Origin of the sequence: Bacteroides sp. ET336, assembly GCF_024733815.1 — a bacterium.
GTDB classification, from domain to species: domain Bacteria; phylum Bacteroidota; class Bacteroidia; order Bacteroidales; family Bacteroidaceae; genus Phocaeicola; species Phocaeicola cellulolyticus.
Map to the genome: position 1 here is coordinate 17,182 of NZ_JANRHK010000003.1, position 26,833 is coordinate 44,014.

Below are 26,833 nucleotides of genomic sequence, written 5' to 3' on the forward strand. Positions count from 1 at the left end.
ATTAGGACCTACCTTTGCTGTCAGAGAAATTAATTTATTTAGTGTTAACTTTTAAAATTTATTTATGAGACAAAAAGTAAATTTTATGCAGGCAAATGGACGGAAGTTCATTCTCTGTTGCCTGATGTTATTCTTCTCGTTGGGTGCTTTTGCACAACAGATCAATGTTACAGGTAATGTAAAGGATGCTCTTGGTGAATATGTAATAGGAGCAAGTGTATTGGTAAAAGGTACTACTGTCGGTACTATAACCGATATAGACGGTAACTTTATGATTAATGGTGTAGATAAAGGTGCTGTATTGGAAATATCTTATATAGGATATGTGACACAATCGGTGACAGTAAACGATGAGACTCCTATTAATGTTGTGTTGAAAGAAGATTCTGAAACTTTGGAAGAGGTGGTGGTTGTAGGTTATGGCGTTCAGAAAAAAAGTGTTGTAACCGCTTCAATAGCCAAAGTTTCATCAGACGATTTGGCGGCAGCAGCTCCTGTACGTATGGATAATGCTTTGAAAGGTTTGGCTGCTGGTGTTACAGTCACTTCATCATCCGGTCAGCCTGGTGCTGCTGCACAGATACGAGTTCGTGGTGTCGGAACAATCAACAATTCAGATCCGTTGTATATCGTTGACGGAATGCCAATTGAAGGTGGATTGGATTATCTGAACCCTAATGATATCGCTTCTATAGAAGTATTGAAGGATGCTGCTTCTGGTGCGGTATATGGTGCCCGTGCAGCGAACGGAGTAATCTTGGTAACGACAAAGACAGGTAAAGTTGGAGCAACTAAGGTAAACTATGATTTCTCATACGGTTGGCAGAATGCCTGGAAGAAGCGTGATGTTCTCAATGCATCCGAATATGCCATGATGATTAACGAGGGATATATGAATGCAGGGTTGGCTCCTAAATATAGTGACCCTTATTCATACGGTGAAGGTACAGACTGGCAGGATGCAGTATTCAATAGCAATGCTCCTGTAATGAATCATCAGTTGAGTGTAAGCGGTGCAAATGAAAAAGTAAGTTATCTGTTCTCGGCTGGTTATTACACTCAGGATGGTATTGTCGGAGGTAATTACGGTCGTTCAAATTATGATAGACTTACCCTAAGAAGTAATACTATTTATACTTTATTTGATGAAAGTAAAAATAGAAATTGGCTGAACAGTCTGAAAGTTACATCAAATCTTTCATATGCTCATATCGAGAGTACTTCTATAGATGCCAATTCTACATGGGGTTCTCCTTTGGGTTCTGCGTTGGCTCTTTCTCCAATATTGACAGTTTATGACGAAGGCGATGCAGCGCAAGCGCAGTTGGACAAATATGCAAATACAGAAGGATATACTCCGATGTACGATCCTAATAATGGCAAGTTATTTAGTATTCCTGGTTCAGAGTATGGTGAAATGACAAATCCTTTGGCAAACTTGTCTTTGCCTGGAAGTAAAGGATGGAGTCATAAATTTGTAGCTAATTTCTCTGCCGAACTGCAGATATGGGATAATTTGAAGTTTAAATCTTCTTTCGGTGCAGACCTTTCATTCTGGGGAAATGACGGATATACTCCTAAATATTATTTGAGAAATGGAGGCTATTCAACACGTTCTACTGCTTATTCTGATAAATATGACGGTTTGGTTTGGCAGTTGGAAAATGTGCTGATGTATGATAAGACACTTGATAGACATAGTTTCTCTGTGATATTGGGACAATCAGCCAAAAAAACTACAGGTTCATATTTGTGGGGCTCAAGAAATGACATCATCAATTATGACCGTCCGTATATAGATGCAAGTAGTGGTCTTGCAGAAAATGGTGACCGTGATTCGGCAGGTGCTCCAACAGAACCGTCAGCTTTGGCATCTCTTTTTGCACGAGCAAGCTACAACTATGATGAACGTTATATGTTGCAGGTTACAGTACGTCGTGACGGTTCATCTCGTTTTGGTTCGAATAATCACTATGCTGTGTTCCCGTCATTCTCATTAGGATGGAATCTTACTAATGAAGAGTTTATGCAGAAACGTCCGGATTGGTTGTCTTCTACTAAAGTACGTCTTTCTTGGGGTAAGAACGGTAACGAGAATATCGGTAACTTCCGTTATACAGTACTTACATCTACAGGTAACAATGCTATATTCGGAGCGTCAGAATCTGTTGTTAATGGTGTTAAGGCAAGTGGCCTTGCCAATCCTGATTTAAGATGGGAGGAATCTGAACAGATTGACTTCGGTCTTGATTTCGGTTTCTTCAATAATGCATTGACTTTTACAGCCGATTATTATAAGAAAACTACCAACGGTATGTTGATGACTATGAATATCCCTTCATATGTGGGTGAAACTAAACCAATAGGAAACGTTGGTAAGATGGAAAACAGTGGTCTTGAAATGGAATTATCTTATAAGTTTAATGTTTCTGACTGGAATTTCAGAATAGCAGGAAATGCTACATATCTGAAGAACAAACTTATTGAATATGGCAATGATTCCGGTTGGGCAAATCTTGACTCTTTTCAGGGAGCAGGTACTATAAGCCGTGCTCAGAATGGAATGCCTTTCCCATATTTTTATGGATATAAGACAGACGGTATTTTCCAGAATTATTCAGAAGTAAATTCATATACAAACGCTGATGGAGAATTGCTTCAGCCTGACGCTGTTCCTGGTGATGTAAGATTTGTTGATGTTGATGGCAATGGAGTTATAAATGAAGATGACAGAACATATATAGGTAAAGGTATGCCTGACTGGACATTTGGCTTGAATTTCAATGCTTCATGGAAGAATTTTGATTTTTCTATGATGTGGCAGGGTACAGCAGGAAATGATATTTTCGATGCAACACGCCGTACAGATATTTCAGCAAGTAACCTACCTTCATGGATGCTTGAGAGATGGACTGGTGAAGGAACATCAAACAGAGTTCCAAGATTTGTTGTAGGTGATAATGTTAACTGGCAGTCTTCTGATTTGTATGTTTATGATGGCAGCTACATCCGCCTGAAAAATATCCAGTTGGGATACACTCTTCCTAAGAGTCTGACTAGCAAGGTATTCATCTCTTCATTGAGAGTATATGTGGCAGCTGAAAACCTTCTGACATTTACAAAATATCATGGATTTGATCCTGAAATTTCTTCAGGTGGTACATCACTTGGTATTGACTATGGAGTTTATCCACAGGCCAGAGTATTTACAATCGGAGCAAATCTTAGTTTCTAATGTTTAATTATCTATATCGAAGTAATATGAAACAATATAATATCCTTTTGGCAGGCGCATTGTCATTAGCTTTAATAAATTCCGGATGTTCTGATTCATTCCTTGAAGTAGAATCACCGGTAAATGAAACAATAGAGTCTTATTTTACCACAGACGAACATATACAGGAAGCTGTAGTTGCAGCATACGATCCTTTACACTGGCCGGATTGGGCTAATAATGAATATAATCCTGTAAATATCATGAGTGATATTATGGCAGATGATATATGGGTAGGAGGACAGGATAAGACAGACAACAGAACATGGCATCTGATGATGAACTATGAGGCTATTCCTACTTATGTAATGGCAGGATTGTGGACTGATGCGTATAGTGGAGTGAAACGCTGTAATGATGTTATGCTTTATCTTACATGGGCTGAGGATGTAACAGAAGAGAATGCAAATTACTATAAAGCACAGGCATTGACTTTGAGAGTATTCTATTATAATTGGTTGTGGAAGTTCTGGGGGAATATACCATATTATACAGATAATCTGACTTCTCCATATTTGGCAGAACAGCTGAAGGCTGATGATGTTTACAACAATATCATTACAGATCTTGAAACTGTTATTGACATGGACGTTCTGCCTATGAAGGAAACTTCAGATAATTATGGTAGAGTTACAAAAGCCATGGTTTATATGCTTTATGCAGAAATTGTAATGTATCAGAATGATGAATCGCGTTTTGCCAAAGCTCTTCAATATATGCAGGAGATAATTGCTTCTCCGGATTATGATCTGGTAGAAGATTATACTTCTATTTTTAAAGAAGAAGGTGAATGGAGTAAGGAATCAATATTTGAAGTTATTTATAAGGACGATAACGCCGTACGTTCATGGAGTTCTCCATTGGTTGCAGGAGGAACAGTTCTTCCTACATTGATTAGTCCTCATACATGGCCTGACGGAACGGAAGGACATGACCAGGGCTGGGGATTCTGCCCTGTAAGACAGGAAACTTACGATATGTATGCCAACAATGACACACGTCGCGATGCAACTTGTTTCAATGCTGGAGCTACAGGAGTGACTTACAACAAGCGTTATCAGGACACAGGTTTGTTCCTCGAAAAATATGCTGCAATTTCTGGTAATAACAAGGATCAGAAAGCTGATGCACAGTTGAACTGGAATAACAATCTACGTATTTACAGATATTCGGAAACATTGCTTAATGCTGCTGAACTGTTGGTAAGAACAAACGGAAATCTGACAGATGCAAAGAAATATCTGAATGATGTTCGCAAGCGTGCAGGTCTTCAGACAGAACTGGAACCTACTATTGACAATATTATTAATGAACGTCATCTGGAATTTGTAGGCGAAGGAAAACGTTATTGGGATTTGATACGTACAGGCAAAGCCTCAACTGTTCTTGTTCCTGACAGCTATGGCTATCGTACAAATACATGGACAGAGAGTAAAAAATATCTGCCTATACCACAGAGTGAAATAGATGCGGCACAAGGTACATTGACTCAAAATAATTATTAATTCTTAAAATTACAAGTATGAAAAATATATATGGATTTTTGAATTGCATGGTGCTTGCGGCTACTCTTTCTTGTGGCATGTCATCATGTACATCCGACAAAATTGAAGCACCGACAGAAGCTGGTCTGCCTTTTATTGCAGATTATGAAGACAATATCGTTATTACTGTAGATCAGGAAACTAATAATGTAACTTTCTCGTTTACAGGAAAAGGTGCAATGCCTGTATGGATTATTGACGGTAAGCAATATTCTACCCTTCAGTCATTTACAAAATATTATCGCAAGGCCGGTGACTACAGTATAGAAGTAAAGGTGTCGAATTATAATGGCGTAAGCGATGGCTCTGTTGTAAAAACATTTCATATAGACAAGACAATCATGAATGGTTTCGGAGGTTTCGTTTATGACTCTGATTTCAATATGTGGAAAACGGCTACTATTAATGAACCTACTTTCTACTATGCACCGGGATGGGCGCAAATAGGAGATCCGTCATATACAGCAATAGAAGGTGGTTTTACTGTCAGTCTGACAGAGGCTACATCAGAACAGTGGCAGGCTCAGATGTTTATTAATACTGACATGGCTACAGTTTCTTCTTCAAATTATGATTTCTCTGTAATTATCAGTTCTACAACAGATCACCCTGGGGTTACTGTTAAACTGACCGATCCGAATGATGCAGAATCTTATTATTTTGCAGAGAGAGTATCACTTACAGCCAATGAGCCTTTATGCTACTGGAAGAGTGATATGCAGGGTAAGGACATTAGTAATCTACAGTTGGTTCTGGATTTTGGTGGCAATCAGGCTTCAACGGATATTACAGTTGAAAGTATCGTTCTGAAAGATCACGCAAATGATGACGGAACTGTAGTTCCTGAAGTTGATGATACTCCGGAACCGGCTTGGGTAGATGTTGACAGTGATGATAATATGTGGAAGAGTGCAAACTTTACAGCTTCATTCTATTATGCACCAGGATGGGCACAGATTGATAATCCTGAAATGCAGACTAACGGAAATGAATATTCACTTAGTTTCCCTGAAGCTACAAGCGAACAATGGCAAAATCAGGTAATATTTACAACAGAGGCATTGGCTCTTGATCCTGAACAGGAATATGATTTTAAGATAGTTCTTAATTCTACTAATGAAATAGCTTCTGCAACAGTAAAACTGGCGCAGACAGACAATGATGATTTGTTCTTATTCCAGAAAAACGCTCAATTGCTGGCTGGTGAAGATGTAGTGGTAAAGGCTATAAATGTTCCTGGGGTAGATATTACAAAAGCTAAGTTGGTATTCGACTTTGGAGGTAACCCGGCATCTACAGATGTTGTGATAAAAGATATTATACTTCAAACTCATAGAGAATAATTTTTAATATGGAAATAAAAAGTGTATTACATAAATCACTGGTTTCTATAGGTATTATTCTTATAAGCGGATGTGGAGGCAGTAGTGAAAGTGCTGCTGCCGAAACATTGCTTGAACTGTCTGTCACGGAAATTGAAATTCCTTACACCGGAGGCAAACAAACTGTTTCCGTTGAGGCAGGTAGTGAATGGACCGCTTATTCTGATGCCGATTGGATAGTGTGTAATGTCAATGGAAGCACAGAAAAGAATGGGACAGTAGATATTATAGTAGATGAGAATAAAAATTTTGAGGCGCGCACAACAGATATAACTGTTAAGTCCGGTACAACAAGAAAAGAAATATCTGTTGTTCAGGAAGCTGCTCCGGAATTTGATACTTCTGATATACCTATTCCGGAAGGATATCGTCTGGTATGGCATGATGAATTTAATGATTCTAAATTGGCCTCACCTGATGAATCGCTTTGGTATTATGAAACTGGTGATAACGGATGGGGTAATAACGAAATTCAGAATTATATTGCAGGTTCGAAAAATGGCGTGACATGCGCAGAAGTCAGTGAGGGTATTTTCAGTATTATTGCCCAAAAAGCAGGAGACGAAGTTTATTCCATTCGAATTAATTCCAAAGAAAGCTGGAAATACGGATATTTTGAAGCAAGACTTAAACTGCCGAAGGGTAAGGGTACATGGCCTGCTTTCTGGATGTTGCCTCAGGAGTTCAATGCGTGGCCTGATGATGGCGAGATTGATATTATGGAGGAAGTGGGATATAATCCGGAATATGTATCATCATCCATTCATACCAAGGCATATAACCATAGCATAGGAACACAGAAGACTAAGGAAATATTGGTTGAAGGAAGCCAGTCAGAGTTTCATGTTTATGCTTTGGAATGGACTGAAGATTACATCAGGACTTATGTTGACGGCAAGGAACTGTTTTATTATCCCAATGATAAAAAAGGCAATAAGGACACATGGCCTTTCAATGTTCCTTTCTATCTGAAATTGAATCTTGCATGGGGAGGATTTTGGGGAGGAGCACAGGGAGTTGACGAAACTTCTTTGCCTGCAACTTACCAGATAGACTATGTAAGGGTATTTCAAAAGAAATAATAGAGTTTAAATAAGCCGTAATAGTTAATTGTATTATGAAAATGAAAATTATTACATCAGCTTTTCTTGCAATGTCATTGATGGCATGTTCAGAGAAAAGTAATATCAATAAAGATTCGGATATCGAATCCAGAGTTGAATCATTGCTCAGTCAGATGACAATGGAAGAAAAACTTGGTCAGATGAACCAGCTTAGTCCATGGGATTTTGAAGAACTGGCTGCACGTGTGCGCAAGGGTGAGGTAGGTTCCATCCTTAATGTTGTCAATCCGGAAGAGATAAATAAGATACAGAAAATAGCCGTTGAGGAATCTCGTCTGGGTATTCCTATTCTTGTTTCGCGCGATGTCATTCATGGTTATAAGACTATTTTCCCTATACCGTTGGGACAGGCTGCTACTTTCAATCCTCAGATTGCTGAAGACGGTGCCCGTGTGGCTGCCATAGAAGCATCGGCAGACGGTATCCGTTGGACATTTGCGCCTATGATAGATATATCTCGTGATCCGCGCTGGGGACGTATCGCCGAAAGCTGTGGTGAGGATCCTTATCTTAGTTCTGTGATGGGCGCTGCCATGATTAAGGGGTATCAGGGAGATTCTTTGAATGATCCTACAGCCATTGCTGCTTGTGCAAAACACTTTGTGGCATACGGTGCTGCCGAAGGCGGTAAGGACTACAACTCGACTTTCATTCCTGAACGTGTACTACGCAATGTATATCTTCCTCCTTTCAAGGCTGCTGTTGAAGCTGGATGTGCCACTTTCATGACTTCGTTCAATGATAATGACGGTGTGCCTTCTACAGCCAACAAGTTTGTCCTGAAAGATGTTCTTCGTGACGAATGGAAATACGACGGTATGGTGGTTACAGACTGGGCTTCGGCTGCAGAAATGATTAATCATGGTTTCTGTGTTGACGGTAAGGATGCAGCAGAGAAGTCTGTAAATGCCGGAGTAGATATGGAAATGGTGAGCGAAACTTTCATTAAAAATCTGAAACAGTCAGTTGAAGAGAAGAAGGTTTCAATGGAGACTATAGACAATGCGGTGAGAAACATCCTTCGTCTGAAATTCCGTTTGGGATTGTTTGAAAATCCTTATGTTGTCACTCCTCAGACTGTGAAATATGCCGATGCACATTTGCAAATTGCAAAGACAGCAGCAGAGCAGTCGGTTATCCTTCTGAAGAATGATGCACAGACATTGCCGTTTACGGACGAGGTTAAGACTGTTGCAGTGGTTGGCCCTATGGCTGATGCTCCATACGAGCAGATGGGTACATGGGTATTCGATGGTGAAAAAGAACATACACAGACACCTCTGAAAGCTATCAGGGAAATGTATGGCGACAAGGTGAACGTAATCTTCGAACAAGGATTGGCATACAGCCGCGACAAGAATGTTGCAGGCATTGCAAAGGCTGTAAATGCGGCACGCCGTGCAGACGTTGTGGTATGTTTTGTAGGTGAAGAATCAATCCTTTCGGGTGAGGCTCATTCTTTGGCAAATCTTGATTTGCAGGGAGCACAGAGTCAGCTGATCAAATCGCTGGCCGCAACTGGCAAACCTGTGGTTACTGTAGTTATGGCGGGACGTCAGCTTACTATTTCTGATGAGGTTGAGGCTTCGGATGCTGTTCTTTACTCGTTCCATCCGGGAACAATGGGTGGCCCTGCCATTGCGGACATTCTTTTCGGAAAGGTTAATCCTAGTGGTAAGACTCCTGTTACATTCCCTCGTATGACAGGTCAGGCTCCAATCTATTATGCTCATAACAATACAGGACGTCCTGCAAATCCTACAGAGATGCTTATTGATGAAATCCCTGTTGAGGCCGGACAGACTTCTGTGGGATGCCGTTCGTTCTATCTTGATGCGGGAAATTCTCCTTTGTTCCCATTCGGATACGGTTTGTCATATACAAACTTTGAGTACAGTGACCTGAAACTGGCTTCTGATAAACTTACAGTTGACGGAGAGGTTAATGTGAGTGTAAACCTTAAGAATGCCGGCAAGTATGACGGTACTGAAGTAGTACAATTGTACGTACAGGATAAGGTTGGCTCTGTCACTCGCCCGGTTAAAGAGCTTAAGGCTTTCCAGAGAGTGGAACTTAAAGCAGGGGAGAGCAAAACTGTTACATTCACGCTTCCTGTATCGGATCTTGCTTTCTGGCGTTATGATATGACATACGGTGTGGAACCGGGAGACTTCAAACTGTGGGTAGGAACAAACAGTGCTGAAGGATTGTCGGCTGATTTTACAGTCATTGATTGATACTGATTATTTAAGCTTTGCAACTTCAACTTCATAGTTGAAAATGCTTCTTTACTTTATATTTATAGATAAAAATAAAACGTGCGCACATTTCACTTTAAACGTGCGCACATTCAATACAAAGCGTGCGCACATTTCACTTTGAACGTGCGCACTTTTTTTTCGGCTATGAAAAAGGCTTGAATGCCGTTTTGATTTTTTATAAAATGATTTGTTAGAATATTACCAAACCTGCTTCAACAGTTGGATTTTTTGAGTATGCCTGGTTATTCTTATATGTTCTTGTCCATGAATAACCACCGGCAATGAAAACGCCCAATCTCCTCAGAGGATTATATTCCAGTCCTATTCTCGGCTGAATTGAATATAACCTGTTTGGTACATTGGTATTGCCAAGTGTTTCAATATGGCTATATCCTATGTCGGTATTCAGGTGAAGTCTGTTTTTTATTAGCGGAAATGCAAGACCTGTTCTGTATGTACCTGCCACAGAAGCTTTGTCGGTAAGTTCACCAAGTATCATTCCGGCTTCCAGTTGTGTGTAAATCATTTTGTTTTTGAATCTTACGGCAACATTGGCTTTATTCAGATTGCCGCCGGATATTATGAGTTGTGTACGTGTCTGTGGTTTTATATTGATTATACCTACCTGACGTGCGCAACTGTCGCCGTTTATATTCAATATTCCTATCTGTACACCTTTGCTGCATTTATTGCTTACATTGGCTATACTCAATTGCAATCCTTTGTTATCGCCGGAGTAGTTGGCAATAGCACCGATCTGTACTCCCTGATTAATTACACTCACGTTGCTCAGTGCCGCAAACTGTAAACCTTTATTACTGTTTCCGGCTATGTTCATCAATGATGAAATCTGTGCTCCACGCATGTCTCCACCACTTACATTTGTAAGACCGCTTATACCAATTCCCTTATGCTCGTTTCCTGCTATATTGGCAAGGCCTGATATCATAAGACCTTTCATATCAACTGAGCCCATATTCATGAGTCCGGTAATCATGAGACCTTTCTGGTTGTTGCCTGCCAGGTTACCTATACCGGAAATCTGGGCACCGAATGTTGATCGTCCGCTGATGTTGAATAGTCCTCCAATTCTTAGTCCGTGAGATTTTATTCCGGATATATTGGCCAAACCTGCCACCTGCATTCCGGAACTTCTGTTGCCTACGATGTTTACAAATCCTGACAACTGGAGTCCTGATGATCTTTGGTGTACTACATCGGAGATAATATTGATGCTGGCTCCGTTAAGATTCTGGTAATTACTGAACAAGCCAAGATTGAAATATGTCTTGCGTGTATCGGGTTTGTGGCTGTTTATGCTCAAGGAAATATTCCTTCCCTTCTTTAAGCCGTATTCTTGAGCATATATCGGGGATAACATTGTTCCTGTCAGGATTATAGCTGACAGGAACATTCTGATATTTGTAGAGTGTTTTTTCATTTATTATTTAACGTCTTGATACAAGAATCGTTTTATACTCTTCTTAGGGGTCTTCTCGAATTCTTCAGGGTAGATCTTAACTCGTGCAATCTGTGAATAAGCCGGAAGTTCGGAGTTGAGTGTGTTTCTGTTTTCTTCCATAGCCTTTTCTATATCTGCATTGCTCATTCCGTGTGAATAGGCTTCATCGAAATCAGGGTATATCAGAGCAGCCAGCTTATGGTCTTCCTGTTGTATGATAATGCTTTCGCAAACGAATGGCATATTGTTAAGTTTATCCTCTATTTCTTCAGGATATATGTTTTGGCCTGAAGGTCCCAAAAGCATGTTTTTGCTTCTTCCCTTTATTGTGATATTGCCATCCTTGTCCATTATTCCAAGGTCGCCGGTGTGAAGCCAACCGTCTTTATCTATTGCTTGGGCTGTGGCTTCCGGATTCTTGTAATATCCAAGCATCACGTTATCACCTCGGGTAATGATTTCACCTACAATGTTTTCAGGATCGGGACTGTCTATCTTTACCTCCATACGCGGAGCGGCCTTACCGCATGAGCCCGGCTTGAAACGCTGCCAGTCTTCGTAGCAGATTATAGGACCGCATTCAGTCATTCCGTAGCCTACCGTGTATGGGAACTCTATACTATTGAGCAGTTTTTCCACATCCTGATTGAATGCTGCACCTCCTATGATTACTTCGTAGAAATTTCCTCCGAAGGCCTGTACCATGTGCTCTCTGACAGTAGCTTTTATCTTGTCGTTGATGATAGGTACTTTGAGCAGTATTTTCATCTTGAGGGTTTCCAGTTTAGGAAGTACATTTTTCTTGATTATTTTTTCAATAATCAGAGGAACTGATATTACAATGTTCGGTTTGACATCTGCAAATGCCTGGAATATGATTTTCGGACTTGGCATACGTGTAAGGAAATATACGTGGCATCCTGTACACATTTCGTATATGAATTCGAATGCCAGACCGTACATGTGCGCCATAGGAAGTATTGATATTACTCTGTCGCCTGGTTTGAGTGACAGCACTTCGAATGCAAACTGTGTGTTAGACCACAATGATCTGTATGGAAGCATTACTCCCTTAGAGAAACTTGTTGTACCTGAAGTGTAGTTTATGATTGCAAGTTCTTCAGGATTGTCGCGACGGTATGACACATGTTCGCGTCGGAAGTTCTTAGGGAATTTCTTACCGAACATTTCATTAAGATGTTCTCTGGCATAAAGGAGCTTTTCGCTTCTGCATACCAGCAGAGTGAAGTCTGTCATAAGTATGATACCTTCGAGTGACGGCATTTCTGCTTCATTGAGGTTTTCCCATGCCATATCACCTACAAACAAGATACGTGCGTCAGAATGATTTACTATATTGTGTACATTGTCCGGCTTGAATTCGTGAAGAATAGGTACTGCGACGGCACCATACGTAAGAATTGCCAGAAATGCTACTCCCCAGTGCGAGCTGTTTCTGCCACACAGGGCTACTTTGTCACCCGGTTTGACACCGCTTTCTTCTAAAAGAATATGGAGTTTTTCGATTTTTCTGGCTACGTCCTTATATTGGAGTGTGGCGCCTTTATAGTCTGTCAGAGCATCAAGATCCCAATTTTTCTTGATACTTTCTTCGATGAAAGCTATAAAACTTTTTTCCATAATTGATTATTTGATTGTGCACAAAATTCAGTGTGTAGTGCAAATATACAATTTAGTTATTACTATTCCAATTATTTGTCAATAAAACGTAATAAAATGAAAGGTGTTCTCGAATAATAGTTTTTATAATGTTTTTTAACTATTATCGGGAACACCTTTCTGTGTATATCAAGCTTGTATATTTACATTATTCGTGGTTGCTGTAGTATTTCATGAACTGTGTTCTTTCGAATGGGTTTACGCTTCCTGCAGCTTTAGCGTTCATGATGCCTTTCATGCTTTCAATGTTTTCGTAGCCTTTTGATTCCATCCATGAAGTAAGCTCTTTAAGCATTTCAGCTATTTCCTTTTCGCCGTACTTGTAGATTGCGCTGCATACTTCTACGGCGCTTGCTCCGGCAAGAATTGATTTGATTACACCTTTACCGCAGTGAACACCACCTGAGATAGCGTAATCTATCTGTGGAACTGATGCAGAAGCTATAGCTGTCCATCTGATTTTTTCAGCAAGTTCATTTGATTCACTCATCACGTTAGTGCTTGTGAAAGTCATTGTGTCGATGTTGATGTCAGGCTGGTAGAAACGGTTGAACAATACTACTGCTGCGGCTCCGTTGGCATAAAGCTGATTGATGAGTGCTACAGGATTAGTAAGGTTGCTGCCCAGTTTCATTATCACAGGAATGTTTACAGCTTTCTTGATGTTTTTCAATACATCGATGTGCAGCTGTTCGAAGCTTCCGTATGTATAGTCTTTTTCTGACTGCAATGAAAGGATATTGATTTCAAGTGCGTCTGCACCTGCTTCTTCCATATGCTTTGCAAAGTCTGTCCATTCGCTTGTCGAGTAGCAGTTGATGCTTGCTATTACAGGTATGCTGCAAGATTTCTTGGCTTCTTTAATGAGTTCGATGTGTTCGTTTAACGCATTCGAACGTACATATGCATTAAGATAATCGTCGGCTTCAGGAGCTCCGTATCCGCTCATCTGTCCTGCATGTATGTTTATCTGTTCTTCGAATACTGATTTCAGAACAACGGCACCTGCACCTGCAGCTTCCAGTTTTTTGATTTTCTCTACGCTGTTAGTTAAACCTGAACTGCTTACGATAACAGGATTTTTAAGTTTTAATCCTGCAAAAGTTGTTGATAATTGTGTCATAATAAATATGATTTTAATAGTTTCTTATTCCAAAAATTTTACTTCCGATTCTTACAAGTGTGCTGCCATGTTTTATTGCCAGATGATAGTCGTCCGACATTCCCATTGACAGTTCTCTGAATGAGTCGCAGTCCTTGAAAACTGTTGACTTCAGCTCGTTGAAATATGCGGCAAGCTTGGTGAATTCGCTTTCTATCATTGCGTCATCATCGGTATTTGTTGCCATACCCATTATTCCGCTTATACATACATTCTTCAGCTCTTTCCAGCTGCCATCTTTGAGCATTTCTGTGCATTCTTCGGGAGTGAATCCGAATTTTGTTTCCTCCTGCGCAATGTGTATTTCAAGCAGGCAAGGTATAATCCTGTCTGCTTTTGCCGCCTGCTTGTTTATTTCTGCCAGCAGCTTGTACGAATCTACGGCATGAATCATAGATATATATGGTGCAATGTATTTCACTTTGTTTGTCTGCAAGTGACCTATGAAATGCCATTCAATGTCTTTCGGAAGGATGGTGTGTTTTTCCTCCAACTCCTGTACCTTGCTTTCTCCGAAAATTCTCTGTCCTGCATCATAAGCTTCTTTTATGGCTTCTGCCGGATGGAATTTCGATACTGCTACGAGTTGTGTGGTTTGTGGCAACTCTGCCTTTATCTCACTCAATATTGCTTTTATATCCATGATTGGTTTTCTCCTTATCTGTTTGCTGCATCCGGAAACTCAGGTTTCACGTCAGGCTCTGCTGAATATGGATACACGTCCATGATAGCTGTTTCGGCTACAGATGCTATGACATAGTCTGCCATTGTTCCTTTCATGCCTTCGTCAAGTTTCTTGATTGAATCCTTCAGATCGGCAGCCTGTACAAGTACGTTTGTTGCCGTTTTCTTTTCTGCTCCACTCTTTTCGTCAAGAGTGATGAAATATAATTTACATTTGAACCATTTGTCGGCTTCATCGTCTTCACAGAAAAAGAGTTCGCTGTAGTTGGCTCTCTTTATGTCTGAGACAGTGAATTCACCGCTTATGAATGGTGTTATCTCTTCTATTATTCTTGATTCAGCTTCAGTAAAACTCAAGGCATCTACCAGATAAGGTTCTGTCACCTTTTTGTTCATACCGTTTTCCGCTACTTTTTCGTATCTGATTTTGCATTCAAACCAATTATGCATCATGTCTTTTTACTTTTTTAAATTAAATAGTACGTATAATTTAGTTTGACAAAGATAGTATTTATTTGTTAACGGTGTACGAAAACGGACAAAACTTTCTTGTCGGTTAGTTGTTTTATTTAGCTAATCAGTTTATATTTGCAGTCAAAATTTTATATAACATAATAAATTATGCCACAAATATCCATTAGAGGAAACGAAATGCCAGAATCGCCAATCAGAAAATTGGCACCATTGGCCGAAGCTGCGAAAGAAAGAGGTATTCATGTGTATCACTTGAATATAGGTCAGCCTGACCTGCCTACTCCACGAGCGGCCCTTGAGGCAATTCGTAACATTGACCGTACTGTTCTGGAATACAGTCCGAGCCAGGGATATAGGAGCTATCGTGAAAAACTGGTAGGTTATTATAAAAAATACGACATAAATCTTACTGCTGACGATATCATTATCACTACAGGTGGATCGGAAGCTGTATTGTTCGCTTTCATGAGTTGCCTTAATCCGGGTGACGAAATTATAGTTCCTGAACCTGCATATGCCAACTATATGGCTTTTGCAATTTCAGCAGGTGCTATTATCAGAACCGTAACAACTACCATTGAGGAAGGATTTTCATTGCCTAAGGTAGAAAAGTTCGAGGAACTCATAAACGAACGTACGAAAGGTATCCTTATATGTAATCCTAATAATCCGACCGGATATCTTTATACACGCAGGGAGATGAACCAGATACGCGATTTGGTGAAGAAGTATGATCTGTTCCTGTTCTCGGACGAAGTCTATAGGGAGTTTATCTATACAGGTTCACCTTATATATCTGCATGTCATCTTGAAGGTATTGAACAGAATGTGGTTCTTATTGACTCTGTATCGAAGAGATATTCTGAATGCGGAATCCGTATTGGTGCCCTAATTACTAAGAATCCTGAGGTACGTAAAGCTGTGATGAAATTCTGTCAGGCAAGGCTTAGTCCTCCATTGATTGGTCAGATTGCTGCCGAGGCTTCACTTGACGAGCCTGAAGAATACTCACGTGAGACTTATGACGAGTATGTCGAGCGCAGAAAATGTCTGATAGACGGACTGAACAGAATCCCAGGTGTATATTCGCCTATACCTATGGGTGCTTTCTATACTGTAGCTAAACTTCCTGTTGACGACAGTGAGAAGTTCTGCGCATGGTGTCTGTCTGAGTTCGAATATGAGTGTGAAACAGTTATGCTTGCCCCTGCAAGCGGTTTCTATACTACACCGGGAGCCGGAAAAAATGAAGTCCGACTGGCTTATGTGTTGAAGAAAGAAGATTTGGTTCGTTCGCTTTTCGTTCTGAGAAAGGCACTGGAGGCATATCCGGGAAGAGTTGACGAATAGAATATGAATTGGAAATTGTTCATTGCCCGTCGTATCTACAAGAATAACGACGGAAACAAAGAGGTATCAAAGCCGGCTGTGCGCATTGCCATGGCCGGCATTTCTATTGGTCTTGCCGTGATGATTGTCTCGGTAGCAGTGGTTATCGGCTTCAAAAATCAGGTGCGCGACAAGGTGGTGGGACTTGCTTCTGAGGTTATCATAACCAGCCTTGACGATGCGCAGCTTTATATGACGGCTCCCATACAGACAAGCGACAGCCTGATGGAGGCGTTGTCCCAAAAGTCTGATATAACTCATGTGCAGCGGTATTCGGTCAAACCGGGTATGATAATGACATCAGACAATTTCCAGGGTATGGTAGTGAAAGGAGTGGGGCAGGAGTATGACCTGAGTTACATCCGCGAGCATATCGTTGAAGGAGAGATACCGGTTTTTACTGATACTGTTGCCACCAATAGTGTGGTAATCTCAAAATCTATAGCCGACAAGCTGAATATTAAGACCGGTGACAGGATTTATACATATTATGTGGATGATAATGTGCGTGCACGAAGATTGACTGTTTCTGCTATTTACCAGACAAATTTCTCGGCTTTTGATGATTATTTCCTTCTGACAGACATTTATACAGTGAACCGTCTCAATAAATGGGAAGCTGATCAGGTGAGCGGTATAGAAATAAATGTGGATGATTATTCGCGTATTGATGCTGTGAATGATGATATTCGTACCGGATTATTTGAATCCTCTGACAAATACGGACAGAACTATTTCTCGCGTACCATAGTTGAGGCAAATCCACAGATATTTGCATGGCTCGATTTGCTTGATCTTAATGTCTTGGTGATATTGATACTTATGACCGGAGTGGCAGGTTTTACCATGATTTCAGGTTTGCTGATAATAATACTTGAACGTACCAACATGATTGGTGTGCTGAAGGCTATGGGGGCGGACAATAATTCCATAAGGAAAATATTCCTTTCATTCTCAGTGTTCCTGATAGGCAGGGGAATGTTGTGGGGAAATGTGATTGGACTATCACTTTGTCTGATACAGTATTTCTTCGAACCGGTGAAGCTTGATCCGTCTGTATATTATGTAAGCTCTGTGCCTATTGAGCTGAATGTTCTGATTTATATTTTGCTTAATCTATTTACATTGATTGTATCTGTATTGATGCTCGTGGGCCCATCTTATCTTATAAGCAGAATTCACCCTGCGCGTTCCATCAGATATGAATAATAAAAGTGATATAAAACGAAATGTCCGATACAATGGTTATTTTACCTTGTATCGGACATTTCGTTTTATATATCATCTTTTGGTGGGATTAACCTATCTTGCTGATTTTTTTCAGCTTTTCTTCGTCGATAAGTTTTATCTTTCTTCCGTCAATTATTATAAGTTTTTCTGAGGCAAAGTTTGAAAGCGTACGTATTGCGTTCGATGTTGTCATATTCGACAAGTTTGCCAAGTCTTCGCGTGAGAGGTATATACTAAGTGTACATTGGTCTTCTTCCACTCCGTATGTATCTTTTAGGAACAGTAGAGATTCTGCAAGTCTTCCGCGTATATGTTTCTGTGTAAGGCTTACTGTCCTTTCATCCGAAATACCCAAATCTATAGAAAGTTGTCTGATGAAGAAAAGTCCAAGCTGTGCATTTTCCTCCAGAAGCTTTACTATACATGTCATTGGTATAAGACATATTGTACAAGGCTCGAATGCAGCTGCTGCAGTAACAAAATTTTCATTGGCAAAATATGCCCTGTAGGCGAAGTATTCTTTGTCTTTGATAACTCTTATTATCTGGCTTCTTCCGCCGACCCCGTCTTTATAGATTTTTACTTTTCCTTTAAGCAGGCACATTAAGTGCTTAGGAGTTTCCCCTTCACAATAGATTGTTTCGTTTTTCTTATACTTTTGAATTGTAAAGTTTTGCGCTAGATAATCTCTTTGAGCGTCTGTTAATGGTTGCCATAAATCGGGAATACTTTCGGCAATCTCAGTCTCAGATAATTCTTTTTTTACCATAGATGTTATAAAAACGTGTTATATAGCACAAAGGTAAGAATAAAAAATTAAAAAACTGTTTTTTTACGATTAAAAATAACAGTTTCAACGGGTTTTGATTATTTTTGTTTCTGTTATGTCGTATATGCTAAAATATACCAGGTTGAATTTAGTGCGTCTGTTTTTAATATGCTTTTGTATAATGATGCCGTGGTTTGGGAAATCGGAGAATATCGTTTCGCTATTTCCCAAAGACCGTGTTGTTCCTGATTCTATTTTGGGTAAGATGTATTCGTCGGCATCCATTTATTCCAATGAGGTAAAGAGTTACAAGGCAAATATGTATCTGAAAGGTACTATAACAGTGCATAACCGTAACAGGATTATAAAGTATATCCCGTCGATGTTCAAGCTTGAGGATAGTATCCGTAACTATATGCACGAGTCAATAAGTGAACTTCAATATACTGCTCCTTCCATTTATGACAGAAAGATAAAGGCTATGGTATCTACTTTCAGGAGCCAGAGAGGGCAGATATTTGATATCATGGACTATATGAAGTTCAATGTTTATTCGTCGTCATTAATGGGCGATAAGGTGTTGTCGCCGTTAAACAGCCAGTCTAAAGTTCATTATAAATATATGCTGGACAGTGTGTCGATAATAGATAATAAGCCTTGCTGTAAGATACGTGTTCAGCCTAAGTATAAGAGTACGAAACTTGTTGACGGTTATATGTGGCTTTATGCCGATGATTGGTCAGTACACAGTTTTGATTTTGAAGGAGAGTATGATTTGATTGATTTCAGGATAAAGGCTAACATGGGTAATACTCCGCAGACGAAATTTCTCCCGTGCTATATGGATATTGATATGAATTTCAAGTTTTTGAAAAATCATTTGCAGATGAGGTATTATGGATGGCTGGATTATACTGAGGTAAAATTCACTGAACTTGGAGAGATTATATATCTGAAAAAAGACAGAAGTAAATATAATCTGTCGAATTCATATACATTGACTTGTGATACCACACGTCTGGTGACCGATATTGATTCGTTTTCAAAAATAAGGCCTTTCCCGCTTACATATGAAGAAGAGATGCTCTATAAGGATAAAATAGACAGGAAGATGATTGACAGGCAAAAATGGGTGAAAGATTCTATAGAGAACCTGAAGAAGCCGAAAAGTCAGGTCTTCCTGGGACAGGTGGGTGATGCTTTGATAAACTCCTATGATATTGACTTGCCCAAAGTGGGAAGTATTAACTGTTCGCCTATAATTAATCCTCTGTTGCTTAGTTACAGTCATCGCAATGGTATATCATACAGGCAGGTTTATAAATATAACAAATTGTTTTATGACGGGCGTTTGTTGAGGATAGCCCCCCAGATAGGTTTCAATTTTACCAAGAAGGAGCTGTACGCTAAGGCTGACGTAGAGTATGTTTATAATCCAAGGAAACACGGCGCTTTGGAATTGCATGTTGGAAACGGTAACAGAATTTATAGTAGTGTTGTGCTTGATCAGCTTGCTGCTATGCCTGACAGTACATTTTCTTTTGACGGATTGAATTTGGATTATTTCAAGGATATATACGTAAGTCTTTCACATAATATAGAGATAATAAACGGATTGAATCTTTGGACGGGTCTTTCAATGCATTGGAGATATACGAAAAGCACTCCGGAGTTGGATGCAAGGGTTCGTTCAAAATATAACAGTTTCGCTCCACGTGTGAGGATAGAATGGACTCCTGGAATGTATTATTATATGAATGGAAACAGAAAGGTTAATGTGGGTTCGTATTATCCAACTTTCATAGTTGATTATGAGCGTGGTATCAAGGTCTTTAAAAGCTCAGGTGAGTATGAGCGTCTGGAGTTGTCTGCAGAACAAATTATCAAGGTCAGGGATATTCACAACATTGCATATCATGTAGGATGCGGATTCTTTCTGAATCAGGAGGATGTGTATTTTGTGGACTATGTAAATTTTGCAAACAGAAATCTTCCTCAGGGATGGAATGATGATATTGGAGGTACTTTTCAGATGCTCGATGGAAGATGGTATAATGCTTCAAGCCATTATGTACGTGGAAATATGACTTATGAATCACCGTTCATATTGCTTTATCCTGTCAGCAAGCTTCTTTCCTTCATTCAGAAGGAAAGAATATATGCCGGAATATTGTTTATGCCTCACCTTAATCCTTATTTCGAAATAGGCTATGGTATAGGTACACACATATTTGATGCCGGTGTATTTATTGGGAATGAACGTGGAAAATTTACCTCTGTAGGTTGTAAGTTTACGTTCGAATTGTTCAATAAATAATGTATAAGTGTGTGACTATTTTCTCATGTAGTCACTCTTGTGGCGGGTGATATATCCTATTTTCAGGCTCAGACTGTATAGTGGGCGCATAATATCATATATAAAAAGATATGCAGAAACTTTTTCTCCCATGGCTTTTGCTGTCTTGAAGAAAACTGTCATAGCTGTTATTGTTCTTATCAGCCATGCAGCGAAGATACATGAGGTGAAGATCAATTCTTTATTCAATATTCCAATACACAAAGCTACTATTACCGATAGATTAAACAGCCAGGCAGACCATGTTTCCAGGCTGTTTGATATTCTGGCTGTTCCTTTATAATGGTTTCCGGTTACTTCATATCCTATTTTGTCGTCTCTCCATGTCTTCCTGTATTTAGGTAAAGGCATACGCATTATGCTGTTTGAATCTACACATACTTTTGTGTTTCTGCTGTCTGCGATTTCGTTGATAAACAAATCATCGTCACCTCTTGACAGTGTAAGCTGAGTGTAGAAACCTTTGTGCTGCAAGTATATATCCTTGCGGTATGCCATATTTCTTCCTATTCCCATATACGGATTTCCGCCGATAGCTTTTCCTAGGAAGCGCATTGAAACCATCAGCATGTCCGTTATTATTCTTTTAGCGAATATTCCTTTGCCATAGCTGTAATTGCAGTAGCCCAGTACAATGTCTGTTCCCGGTACAAAGTTTCTTGACAAACTTTTTAACCAGTCTTTGCTTTCAGGTTTACAATAAGGCTCTGTCACAACAATCCAGTCGTATTTGCTGGCTTTGATACCCATTGCCACTCCAAGTTTCTTTCTGCTGACGTATCGTGCAGATTTAGGAATGAATGTGCGGTATAGATGACGGTATCTGCTGCCAAGAATCTTAAGTATATCCTCATCTTCACCTGCCGATTCATCGTTTACTACGATTACTTCGAACTCCGGATAATCCTGTTCGAGGATTGCCGGCAGGTTGTCTTTAAGCATGCTGGCAGAGTCTTTTGTAACTATAATGACAGATAGGGGAGGACAGTTTGTGTTTTCTTGAAGTTTGTTCTGTATTTTGTTGCTTTTGAATAATCTGCTGTACGGAACAAGAAAATAGTATAACTGTATTAAGAACATCAGTCCGCAGAATATCTGCAAAAATAGAATAGCCGAATTATAGTCTATGTTTATCATATCTTATTTTGTTTTCTGAAAAGTCATGCAAAAGTAGTTCAAAATTTCAGAAAAAAGGCTCCTTCAATGGTTTTTATTTAGCCATGAAGGAGCCTTAGCTTGTGTGTTTTGTTTCTTAAATAAGTTCGTCGGATGTATATCCTTGCGGAAGTGTTCTGCAGTTGTATGCCGATGCCATTATTTCACCGTATGCGCCTGCCGAACGAAGGGCTATCAAGTCGCCTCTCTTTGTTTTGTTAAGGTCGATAGCTTTTCCGAAAACATCTGATGATTCGCAGATAGGGCCCACTACATCGTATGTTTCCATAGCCTCGTCTGAAGTTATGTTTTCTATCTTGTGATATGCCTGATACAGAGCCGGACGTATAAGGTCTGTCATACCTGCGTCAACGATTGCAAACTGTTTGTTTGTTCCCTGTTTTACGTAAGTAACCTTTGTGATGAGACTACCGCACTGTCCAACTACTGCACGTCCCAGTTCGAAATGCAGTGTCTGCTGCGGACGAAGGCGCAGATGTTTGTGGTATGTCTTGAAGTATTCTGCAAAATCAGGTATCGGCTGACGGTTAGGATGAGCGTAGTCTATACCGAGTCCGCCACCTACGTTGATGTGTTCAACGATGATCTGACGTGCGAACAGTTTTTCCTGCAGTTCGTTCACTCTGTTGCAGAGAGCAACGAAATCGCCCATATCAAGAATCTGTGAACCGATGTGGAAATGAAGTCCTACAAACTTCACATTATTCATCTCCAGTGCACGGTCGATGACATAGTCCATATCGTTCATGCTGATACCGAACTTGTTTTCTGCAAGACCTGTTGTGATGTTGGCGTGAGTATGTGCACCTACATCAGGATTGATACGGAAAGCCACTCTTGCAATTTTGCCTTTGGCTGCTGCAAGTTCGTTGATGACTTCAAGTTCAGGAACAGATTCTACATTGAAGCAGAAAATATCGTAGTCCAGTCCGAGATTGATTTCCCAGTCTGTTTTACCTACTCCTGCATATACTATTTTGCTTGGAGGAAATCCAGCCTTTATAGCCGCTTTGATTTCTCCGCCGCTTACACAGTCGGCACCAAGTCCGCTTTCGCGGATAATACTGAGAACCTTAGGATTGGCATTTGCCTTAACGGCATAATGAACGCAGAATTTATTGTATTTGCCACTTTCATCCTTTATAGTCTGAAGAGTTTCGCGAAGCAGATTTGCATCATAATAATAGAATGGAGTTTCCATTTCGCGGAATTTTCCGATAGGGAATGTACCTTTCATAAAGTGTTCTGTTTTTTTATTTTCGTTTGTAGCTGTTTTTACAAAAAAAGCGAATGGTCTGGATATATCAATCCACAGCCATTCGCCTTTTATATTATAGATGTTTATTTATTGTTGAATAAAACATCGCTCAGAGACTGCAGTGCACGTTTCTTGTCTTCTTCACGGATAAGGAAAGAAATGTTGTAGTTGCTTCCTCCGTATGAAATCATACGAACAGGAACTTCTTTCATAGCCTGAAGAGCTTTTGACTCGAAACCTACGTTTTCCCATTCCAGGTCACCTACCACACATACGATACACATGTCCTGATCAACAGTAACTGTACCGTATTTCTTCAGGTCATCAACAATTTCGTTGAGGTGTTTTGTATTGTCGATAGACATCGATACGCCAACTTCTGAAGTACAAACCATATCAATGGCAGTCTGGTAGCTTTCGAATATTTCGAATACCTTGCGGAGGAATCCGTGAGTAAGCAGCATACGGCTTGACTTAATCTTGATAGCAGTGATATTGTCTTTTGCTGCCACTGCCTTGATTTTGCCTTTCTCTGTTTCGTTAGAGATAAGAGTACCAGGTGCGCTTGGCTCCATAGTGTTGAGCAGTCTTACCGGGATATTTGCATATTTGGCAGGCTGTACGCATGTAGGGTGAAGAATCTTTGCGCCGAAGTAAGCCAGTTCTGCAGCTTCTTCGAAGTGTAACTGACGTACAGGAGAAGTCTTCTCAACGATACGAGGGTCATTGTCGTGCATACCGTCGATATCTGTCCATATCTGTATTTCAGAAGCGTTGACAGCCGCACCGATAAGAGATGCTGTGTAGTCGCTACCGCCTCTCTGCAGGTTGTCTATCTCGCCGTAAGCGTTGCGGCAGATGTAACCCTGAGTGATATAGATTTCATATCCAGGGTTTGCTTCAAGTTGGAGAGCCAGTTTCTCACGGATGTAAGTCAGGTCAGGTTCGCTGTTCTTGTCAGTACGCATATATTCCAATGCTGGCAGAAGAACTGCGTTGATTCCTTGTTCGCAAAGGTAGTTTGTCACCATGTTTGTAGAAATGATTTCTCCCTGAGCCAGGATAACTTTTTCTTCGAACAAAGTGAAAATGTCTTTTGTATATGAACGGATATAGTCAAATACTGACTTTACGAATTCCAATGTCTTCTGTTTATATTCTTCAGTAGAATAAAGTTCATCTATGTGCTGTTTATACTTTGATTCCAGCTTATTGATGATTTCATTCGCACCTTCAGGATTTTTCTTGTACAGATAATCCGAAATTTCAACTAATGTGTTAGTTGTACCCGACATTGCGGAGAGTACTACTATTTTCTGCTCGCCGTCAGAAATCAATTTGGCAACATCTTTCATTCTCTGTGCAGAGCCTACTGATGTTCCTCCAAACTTTAAAACCTTCATTTTACGTTTCGAATTTTAATGGATTGTTAATAATTAAATATCAGAATGCAAAATTAGCAATAATAATCAATTTCTTTTTGTTTTTATGCCGATTTTACGTTCATGTTTGATTTTTTTATGAATTCTGCTGCTCTTCCAGCTTGTGCGACTCACATTTATATACTTTGCCAGGGTATTCCGAAAGCAAGTTTATATTGTGAGTGGTCATTATTATCGCCGAGCCTTGAGAACATATTTCCCTGAGGAGTTCAACAATACGATGACCGGTTTCTACATCAAGATTACCTGTCGGTTCGTCTGCCAGAATAAGTTCAGGCTTGTTCAGGATTGCCCTGGCTATTACAATTCGCTGCTGTTCGCCTCCGGACAGTTCGTTAGGCATCTTGTATCCTTTGGTTTCCATCCCTACCTGCGTAAGAACTTCTGTTATTCTGGCCTGGATGTCGTTATTGTTTTTCCATCCGGTTGCTTTCAGTACAAATTCCAAATTTTCTTTTACCGTACGGTCTGTAAGTAGCTGGAAGTCCTGAAAAACGATACCTATTCTTCTTCTTAGTGCAGGGATATGTTTTCTTTTTATACTTTTCATGTCATAAGCCAGCACTGTAGCATTACCATCCTTTATGTCAAGTTCGCCATATATGGATTTCAGGAAAGTGGATTTTCCGCTTCCTACCTTACCTATAAGATAGACAAACTCTCCTGGATTGATGCTGAAATTGATATTTTCCAGAATCTCCTGTTCCTGTTGCCAGATACTTACATTGCTGTATGATATAAGTGGTGCTTCGCTCATCGATTAATGTTTTTTCCAGGTTTCACTGTGGCGTTCTTTCAGTTCTCTTGCCAGATCTTCTATACGGTAACCTTTCGAAGTAAGCAATACTATAAGGTGATAGAGTAGGTCAGCTCCTTCATAAATAAGTCTTTCGTCGGTACCGTTGCATGCTTCGATTACAGTTTCAACGGCTTCTTCACCCACTTTCTGCGCCATTTTGTTCACTCCCGACTGGAAGAGACTTGTTGTATATGATTTTTCAGGCATTTCTTCATGTCGTTTGCAGATGAAGTCCTGAAGCTCTTTAAGGAACATTATGTCCTGCTCGTTTTTGTCTCCCCAGCAAGTATCTGTGCCAAGGTGGCAGACAGGTCCTACAGGGTTCACCATTATGAGGAGAGTATCGTTATCACAGTCGGCCTTTATAGATACCACGTTCAGGAAGTTTCCGCTTTCTTCACCTTTGGTCCAAAGTCTGTTCTTTGTGCGGCTGAAGAAAGTTACCTTGCCTGTTTCTACTGTTTTCTGGTATGCTTCTTCGTTCATGAAGCCCAGCATAAGTACTTTCTGAGTGTAGTTGTCTTGTATGATGGCAGGAACCAGTCCGTTCATTTTATCAAAATTCAATTCCATAATTCTATAATCTTTTTTCGGTTAATATGCATGTATATTTAAAGTCTTACGGAAATACCTTCTTTATGAAGATACTCTTTCAGTTTCATTATAGGTATCTCTCCAAAGTGGAACACGCTTGCAGCGAGTGCAGCGTCTGCTTTACCCAAAGTAAATGCGTCTCTGAAATGCTCCATTTTTCCGGCACCGCCTGAGGCGATAACAGGAATGTCCAGTGTCTCGCTCAGGTGCGCCAATGCTTCGTTGGCATATCCGGTTTTCACTCCGTCATGATCCATACTTGTGAACAGGATTTCTCCTGCTCCACGGTCATTGACTTCCTTTGCCCATTCGTAAAGGTATCTTTCGGTTTCCACTCTTCCGCCGTTAAGATAACATTTCCAGCCATTGGCCGTCTGTCTGGCATCAATGGCTACAACGCAAACTTGTGATCCGAAGTGTTTTGCTATTTCATCCACAAGCATCGGATTTCTTATTGCTGCGGAGTTTATAGATACCTTATCAGCTCCGGCATTGAGCAATCTGTCAACATCTTTAAGCTCGTTTATTCCGCCGCCTACGGTGAAGGGAATGTTAATCTGTGCAGCTATTCGCTTCACAAGATCTGTAAATGTTTTTCTTCCTTCGTGGCTGGCTGTGATGTCAAGATAAACAAGCTCGTCTGCGCCCTGTTCACTATAAGCTTTTCCCAATTCCACCGGGTCGCCTGCCTGACGCAGATTTACGAAGTTTGTACCTTTTACGGTCTGTCCGTCTTTTATGTCAAGGCATGGAATAATTCTTTTTGCAAGCAT

Annotated in this window: 20 protein-coding genes; 8 read left to right on the plus strand and 12 right to left on the minus strand. The window is 40.2% G+C overall.

The annotated features are described in order from the left end of the window. Window positions 1-64 precede the first annotated feature (64 nt). The 5 genes from NW213_RS04335 to bglX are packed head-to-tail and all read left to right on the plus strand — an operon-like array spanning window position 65 to window position 9,561. Window positions 65-3,235 (plus strand): SusC/RagA family TonB-linked outer membrane protein, encoded by a 3,171-nt coding sequence (locus NW213_RS04335; protein WP_375338110.1) that lies wholly within the window; start codon window positions 65-67, stop codon window positions 3,233-3,235. A gap of 26 nt (window positions 3,236-3,261) precedes the next feature. Beyond that, window positions 3,262-4,779 carry a RagB/SusD family nutrient uptake outer membrane protein gene (locus tag NW213_RS04340; RefSeq protein WP_258321953.1) on the plus strand — a complete coding sequence of 506 codons (1,518 nt, stop codon included), beginning with the start codon at window positions 3,262-3,264 and terminating at the stop codon, window positions 4,777-4,779. A gap of 17 nt (window positions 4,780-4,796) precedes the next feature. After that, on the plus strand, window positions 4,797-6,161 hold the full coding sequence (locus NW213_RS04345) for a hypothetical protein (RefSeq protein WP_258321954.1): 1,365 nt from the start codon (window positions 4,797-4,799) through the stop codon (window positions 6,159-6,161). An 8-nt stretch (window positions 6,162-6,169) separates the two neighbouring features. Beyond that, complete coding sequence (locus NW213_RS04350) at window positions 6,170-7,282, plus strand: family 16 glycosylhydrolase (protein WP_258321955.1); 1,113 nt, start codon at window positions 6,170-6,172, stop codon at window positions 7,280-7,282. A gap of 41 nt (window positions 7,283-7,323) precedes the next feature. Beyond that, a complete protein-coding gene (gene bglX, locus NW213_RS04355) occupies window positions 7,324-9,561 on the plus strand; it encodes a beta-glucosidase BglX (protein WP_375338112.1) in 2,238 nt (745 codons plus the stop codon). A gap of 214 nt (window positions 9,562-9,775) precedes the next feature. Here the strand turns inward: bglX and NW213_RS04360 are convergent, their stop codons facing one another. The 5 genes from NW213_RS04360 to NW213_RS04380 all read right to left on the minus strand — a co-directional run bounded on the left by NW213_RS04360 (window position 9,776) and on the right by NW213_RS04380 (window position 15,026). Next, a complete protein-coding gene (locus tag NW213_RS04360) occupies window positions 9,776-11,026 on the minus strand; it encodes a hypothetical protein (protein ID WP_258321957.1) in 1,251 nt (416 codons plus the stop codon). A 3-nt stretch (window positions 11,027-11,029) separates the two neighbouring features. Then, entirely contained in the window at window positions 11,030-12,688 is a 1,659-nt protein-coding gene (locus tag NW213_RS04365; RefSeq protein WP_258321958.1) for a long-chain fatty acid--CoA ligase, read from the minus strand. A gap of 187 nt (window positions 12,689-12,875) precedes the next feature. Continuing rightward, window positions 12,876-13,850 carry a dihydroorotate dehydrogenase-like protein gene (locus NW213_RS04370; protein ID WP_154043042.1) on the minus strand — a complete coding sequence of 325 codons (975 nt, stop codon included), beginning with the start codon at window positions 13,848-13,850 and terminating at the stop codon, window positions 12,876-12,878. A 13-nt stretch (window positions 13,851-13,863) separates the two neighbouring features. Beyond that, window positions 13,864-14,532, minus strand: coding sequence for a YggS family pyridoxal phosphate-dependent enzyme (locus NW213_RS04375; RefSeq protein ID WP_235340320.1), 669 nt, complete (start codon window positions 14,530-14,532; stop codon window positions 13,864-13,866). Between the two features lie 14 nt (window positions 14,533-14,546). Then, window positions 14,547-15,026 (minus strand): DUF4494 domain-containing protein, encoded by a 480-nt coding sequence (locus NW213_RS04380; protein ID WP_154043040.1) that lies wholly within the window; start codon window positions 15,024-15,026, stop codon window positions 14,547-14,549. A gap of 168 nt (window positions 15,027-15,194) precedes the next feature. Between NW213_RS04380 and NW213_RS04385 the strand changes: the two genes are divergently transcribed. Together NW213_RS04385 and NW213_RS04390 are read left to right on the plus strand one after the other, a co-directional pair. Beyond that, window positions 15,195-16,397 (plus strand): pyridoxal phosphate-dependent aminotransferase, encoded by a 1,203-nt coding sequence (locus tag NW213_RS04385; RefSeq protein ID WP_258321959.1) that lies wholly within the window; start codon window positions 15,195-15,197, stop codon window positions 16,395-16,397. A gap of 3 nt (window positions 16,398-16,400) precedes the next feature. Beyond that, window positions 16,401-17,645 carry an ABC transporter permease gene (locus tag NW213_RS04390; RefSeq protein WP_258321960.1) on the plus strand — a complete coding sequence of 415 codons (1,245 nt, stop codon included), beginning with the start codon at window positions 16,401-16,403 and terminating at the stop codon, window positions 17,643-17,645. 88 nt (window positions 17,646-17,733) lie between these two features. Here NW213_RS04390 and NW213_RS04395 read toward each other — a convergent pair whose 3' ends face one another. Further along, the gene (locus NW213_RS04395; protein WP_154043037.1) at window positions 17,734-18,435 is read right to left on the minus strand and encodes a Crp/Fnr family transcriptional regulator; all 702 of its coding nucleotides are present in this window, start codon (window positions 18,433-18,435) and stop codon (window positions 17,734-17,736) included. 181 nt (window positions 18,436-18,616) lie between these two features. Between NW213_RS04395 and NW213_RS04400 the strand changes: the two genes are divergently transcribed. Next, the gene (locus NW213_RS04400) at window positions 18,617-20,752 is read left to right on the plus strand and encodes a DUF5686 family protein (RefSeq protein ID WP_258321961.1); all 2,136 of its coding nucleotides are present in this window, start codon (window positions 18,617-18,619) and stop codon (window positions 20,750-20,752) included. Between the two features lie 15 nt (window positions 20,753-20,767). On the opposite strand, the gene NW213_RS04405 is transcribed toward NW213_RS04400, so the two are convergent. The 6 genes from NW213_RS04405 to hisF form a co-directional block, all read right to left on the minus strand. After that, window positions 20,768-21,928, minus strand: a complete 1,161-nt coding sequence (locus NW213_RS04405; RefSeq protein ID WP_258321962.1) for a glycosyltransferase — start codon at window positions 21,926-21,928, stop codon at window positions 20,768-20,770. Between the two features lie 115 nt (window positions 21,929-22,043). After that, complete coding sequence (gene lysA, locus NW213_RS04410; RefSeq protein ID WP_154043034.1) at window positions 22,044-23,204, minus strand: diaminopimelate decarboxylase; 1,161 nt, start codon at window positions 23,202-23,204, stop codon at window positions 22,044-22,046. Window positions 23,205-23,308: 104 nt separating this feature from the next. Beyond that, a complete protein-coding gene (locus NW213_RS04415; RefSeq protein WP_204404177.1) occupies window positions 23,309-24,628 on the minus strand; it encodes an aspartate kinase in 1,320 nt (439 codons plus the stop codon). A gap of 115 nt (window positions 24,629-24,743) precedes the next feature. Further along, window positions 24,744-25,424, minus strand: a complete 681-nt coding sequence (locus tag NW213_RS04420) for a cell division ATP-binding protein FtsE (protein WP_258321963.1) — start codon at window positions 25,422-25,424, stop codon at window positions 24,744-24,746. A 3-nt stretch (window positions 25,425-25,427) separates the two neighbouring features. Beyond that, complete coding sequence (gene hisIE, locus NW213_RS04425) at window positions 25,428-26,039, minus strand: bifunctional phosphoribosyl-AMP cyclohydrolase/phosphoribosyl-ATP diphosphatase HisIE (RefSeq protein WP_154043031.1); 612 nt, start codon at window positions 26,037-26,039, stop codon at window positions 25,428-25,430. A gap of 38 nt (window positions 26,040-26,077) precedes the next feature. Continuing rightward, window positions 26,078-26,833, minus strand: a complete 756-nt coding sequence (gene hisF, locus NW213_RS04430; RefSeq protein WP_154043030.1) for an imidazole glycerol phosphate synthase subunit HisF — start codon at window positions 26,831-26,833, stop codon at window positions 26,078-26,080.

Excerpts from the sequence above, each read along its gene's own strand:
- NW213_RS04335 (WP_375338110.1), top strand. The coding sequence starts at position 65 with ATGAGACAAAAAGTAAATTTTATGCAGGCAAATGGACGGAAGTTCATT.
- NW213_RS04340 (WP_258321953.1), top strand. The coding sequence starts at position 3,262 with ATGAAACAATATAATATCCTTTTGGCAGGCGCATTGTCATTAGCTTTA.
- NW213_RS04345 (WP_258321954.1), top strand. The coding sequence starts at position 4,797 with ATGAAAAATATATATGGATTTTTGAATTGCATGGTGCTTGCGGCTACT.
- NW213_RS04350 (WP_258321955.1), top strand. The coding sequence starts at position 6,170 with ATGGAAATAAAAAGTGTATTACATAAATCACTGGTTTCTATAGGTATT.
- bglX (WP_375338112.1), top strand. The coding sequence starts at position 7,324 with ATGAAAATTATTACATCAGCTTTTCTTGCAATGTCATTGATGGCATGT.
- NW213_RS04360 (WP_258321957.1), bottom strand. The coding sequence starts at position 11,026 with ATGAAAAAACACTCTACAAATATCAGAATGTTCCTGTCAGCTATAATC.
- NW213_RS04365 (WP_258321958.1), bottom strand. The coding sequence starts at position 12,688 with ATGGAAAAAAGTTTTATAGCTTTCATCGAAGAAAGTATCAAGAAAAAT.
- NW213_RS04370 (WP_154043042.1), bottom strand. The coding sequence starts at position 13,850 with ATGACACAATTATCAACAACTTTTGCAGGATTAAAACTTAAAAATCCT.
- NW213_RS04375 (WP_235340320.1), bottom strand. The coding sequence starts at position 14,532 with ATGGATATAAAAGCAATATTGAGTGAGATAAAGGCAGAGTTGCCACAA.
- NW213_RS04380 (WP_154043040.1), bottom strand. The coding sequence starts at position 15,026 with ATGATGCATAATTGGTTTGAATGCAAAATCAGATACGAAAAAGTAGCG.
- NW213_RS04385 (WP_258321959.1), top strand. The coding sequence starts at position 15,195 with ATGCCACAAATATCCATTAGAGGAAACGAAATGCCAGAATCGCCAATC.
- NW213_RS04390 (WP_258321960.1), top strand. The coding sequence starts at position 16,401 with ATGAATTGGAAATTGTTCATTGCCCGTCGTATCTACAAGAATAACGAC.
- NW213_RS04395 (WP_154043037.1), bottom strand. The coding sequence starts at position 18,435 with ATGGTAAAAAAAGAATTATCTGAGACTGAGATTGCCGAAAGTATTCCC.
- NW213_RS04400 (WP_258321961.1), top strand. The coding sequence starts at position 18,617 with ATGATGCCGTGGTTTGGGAAATCGGAGAATATCGTTTCGCTATTTCCC.
- NW213_RS04405 (WP_258321962.1), bottom strand. The coding sequence starts at position 21,928 with ATGATAAACATAGACTATAATTCGGCTATTCTATTTTTGCAGATATTC.
- lysA (WP_154043034.1), bottom strand. The coding sequence starts at position 23,204 with ATGAAAGGTACATTCCCTATCGGAAAATTCCGCGAAATGGAAACTCCA.
- NW213_RS04415 (WP_204404177.1), bottom strand. The coding sequence starts at position 24,628 with ATGAAGGTTTTAAAGTTTGGAGGAACATCAGTAGGCTCTGCACAGAGA.
- NW213_RS04420 (WP_258321963.1), bottom strand. The coding sequence starts at position 25,424 with ATGAGCGAAGCACCACTTATATCATACAGCAATGTAAGTATCTGGCAA.
- hisIE (WP_154043031.1), bottom strand. The coding sequence starts at position 26,039 with ATGGAATTGAATTTTGATAAAATGAACGGACTGGTTCCTGCCATCATA.
- hisF (WP_154043030.1), bottom strand. The coding sequence starts at position 26,833 with ATGCTTGCAAAAAGAATTATTCCATGCCTTGACATAAAAGACGGACAG.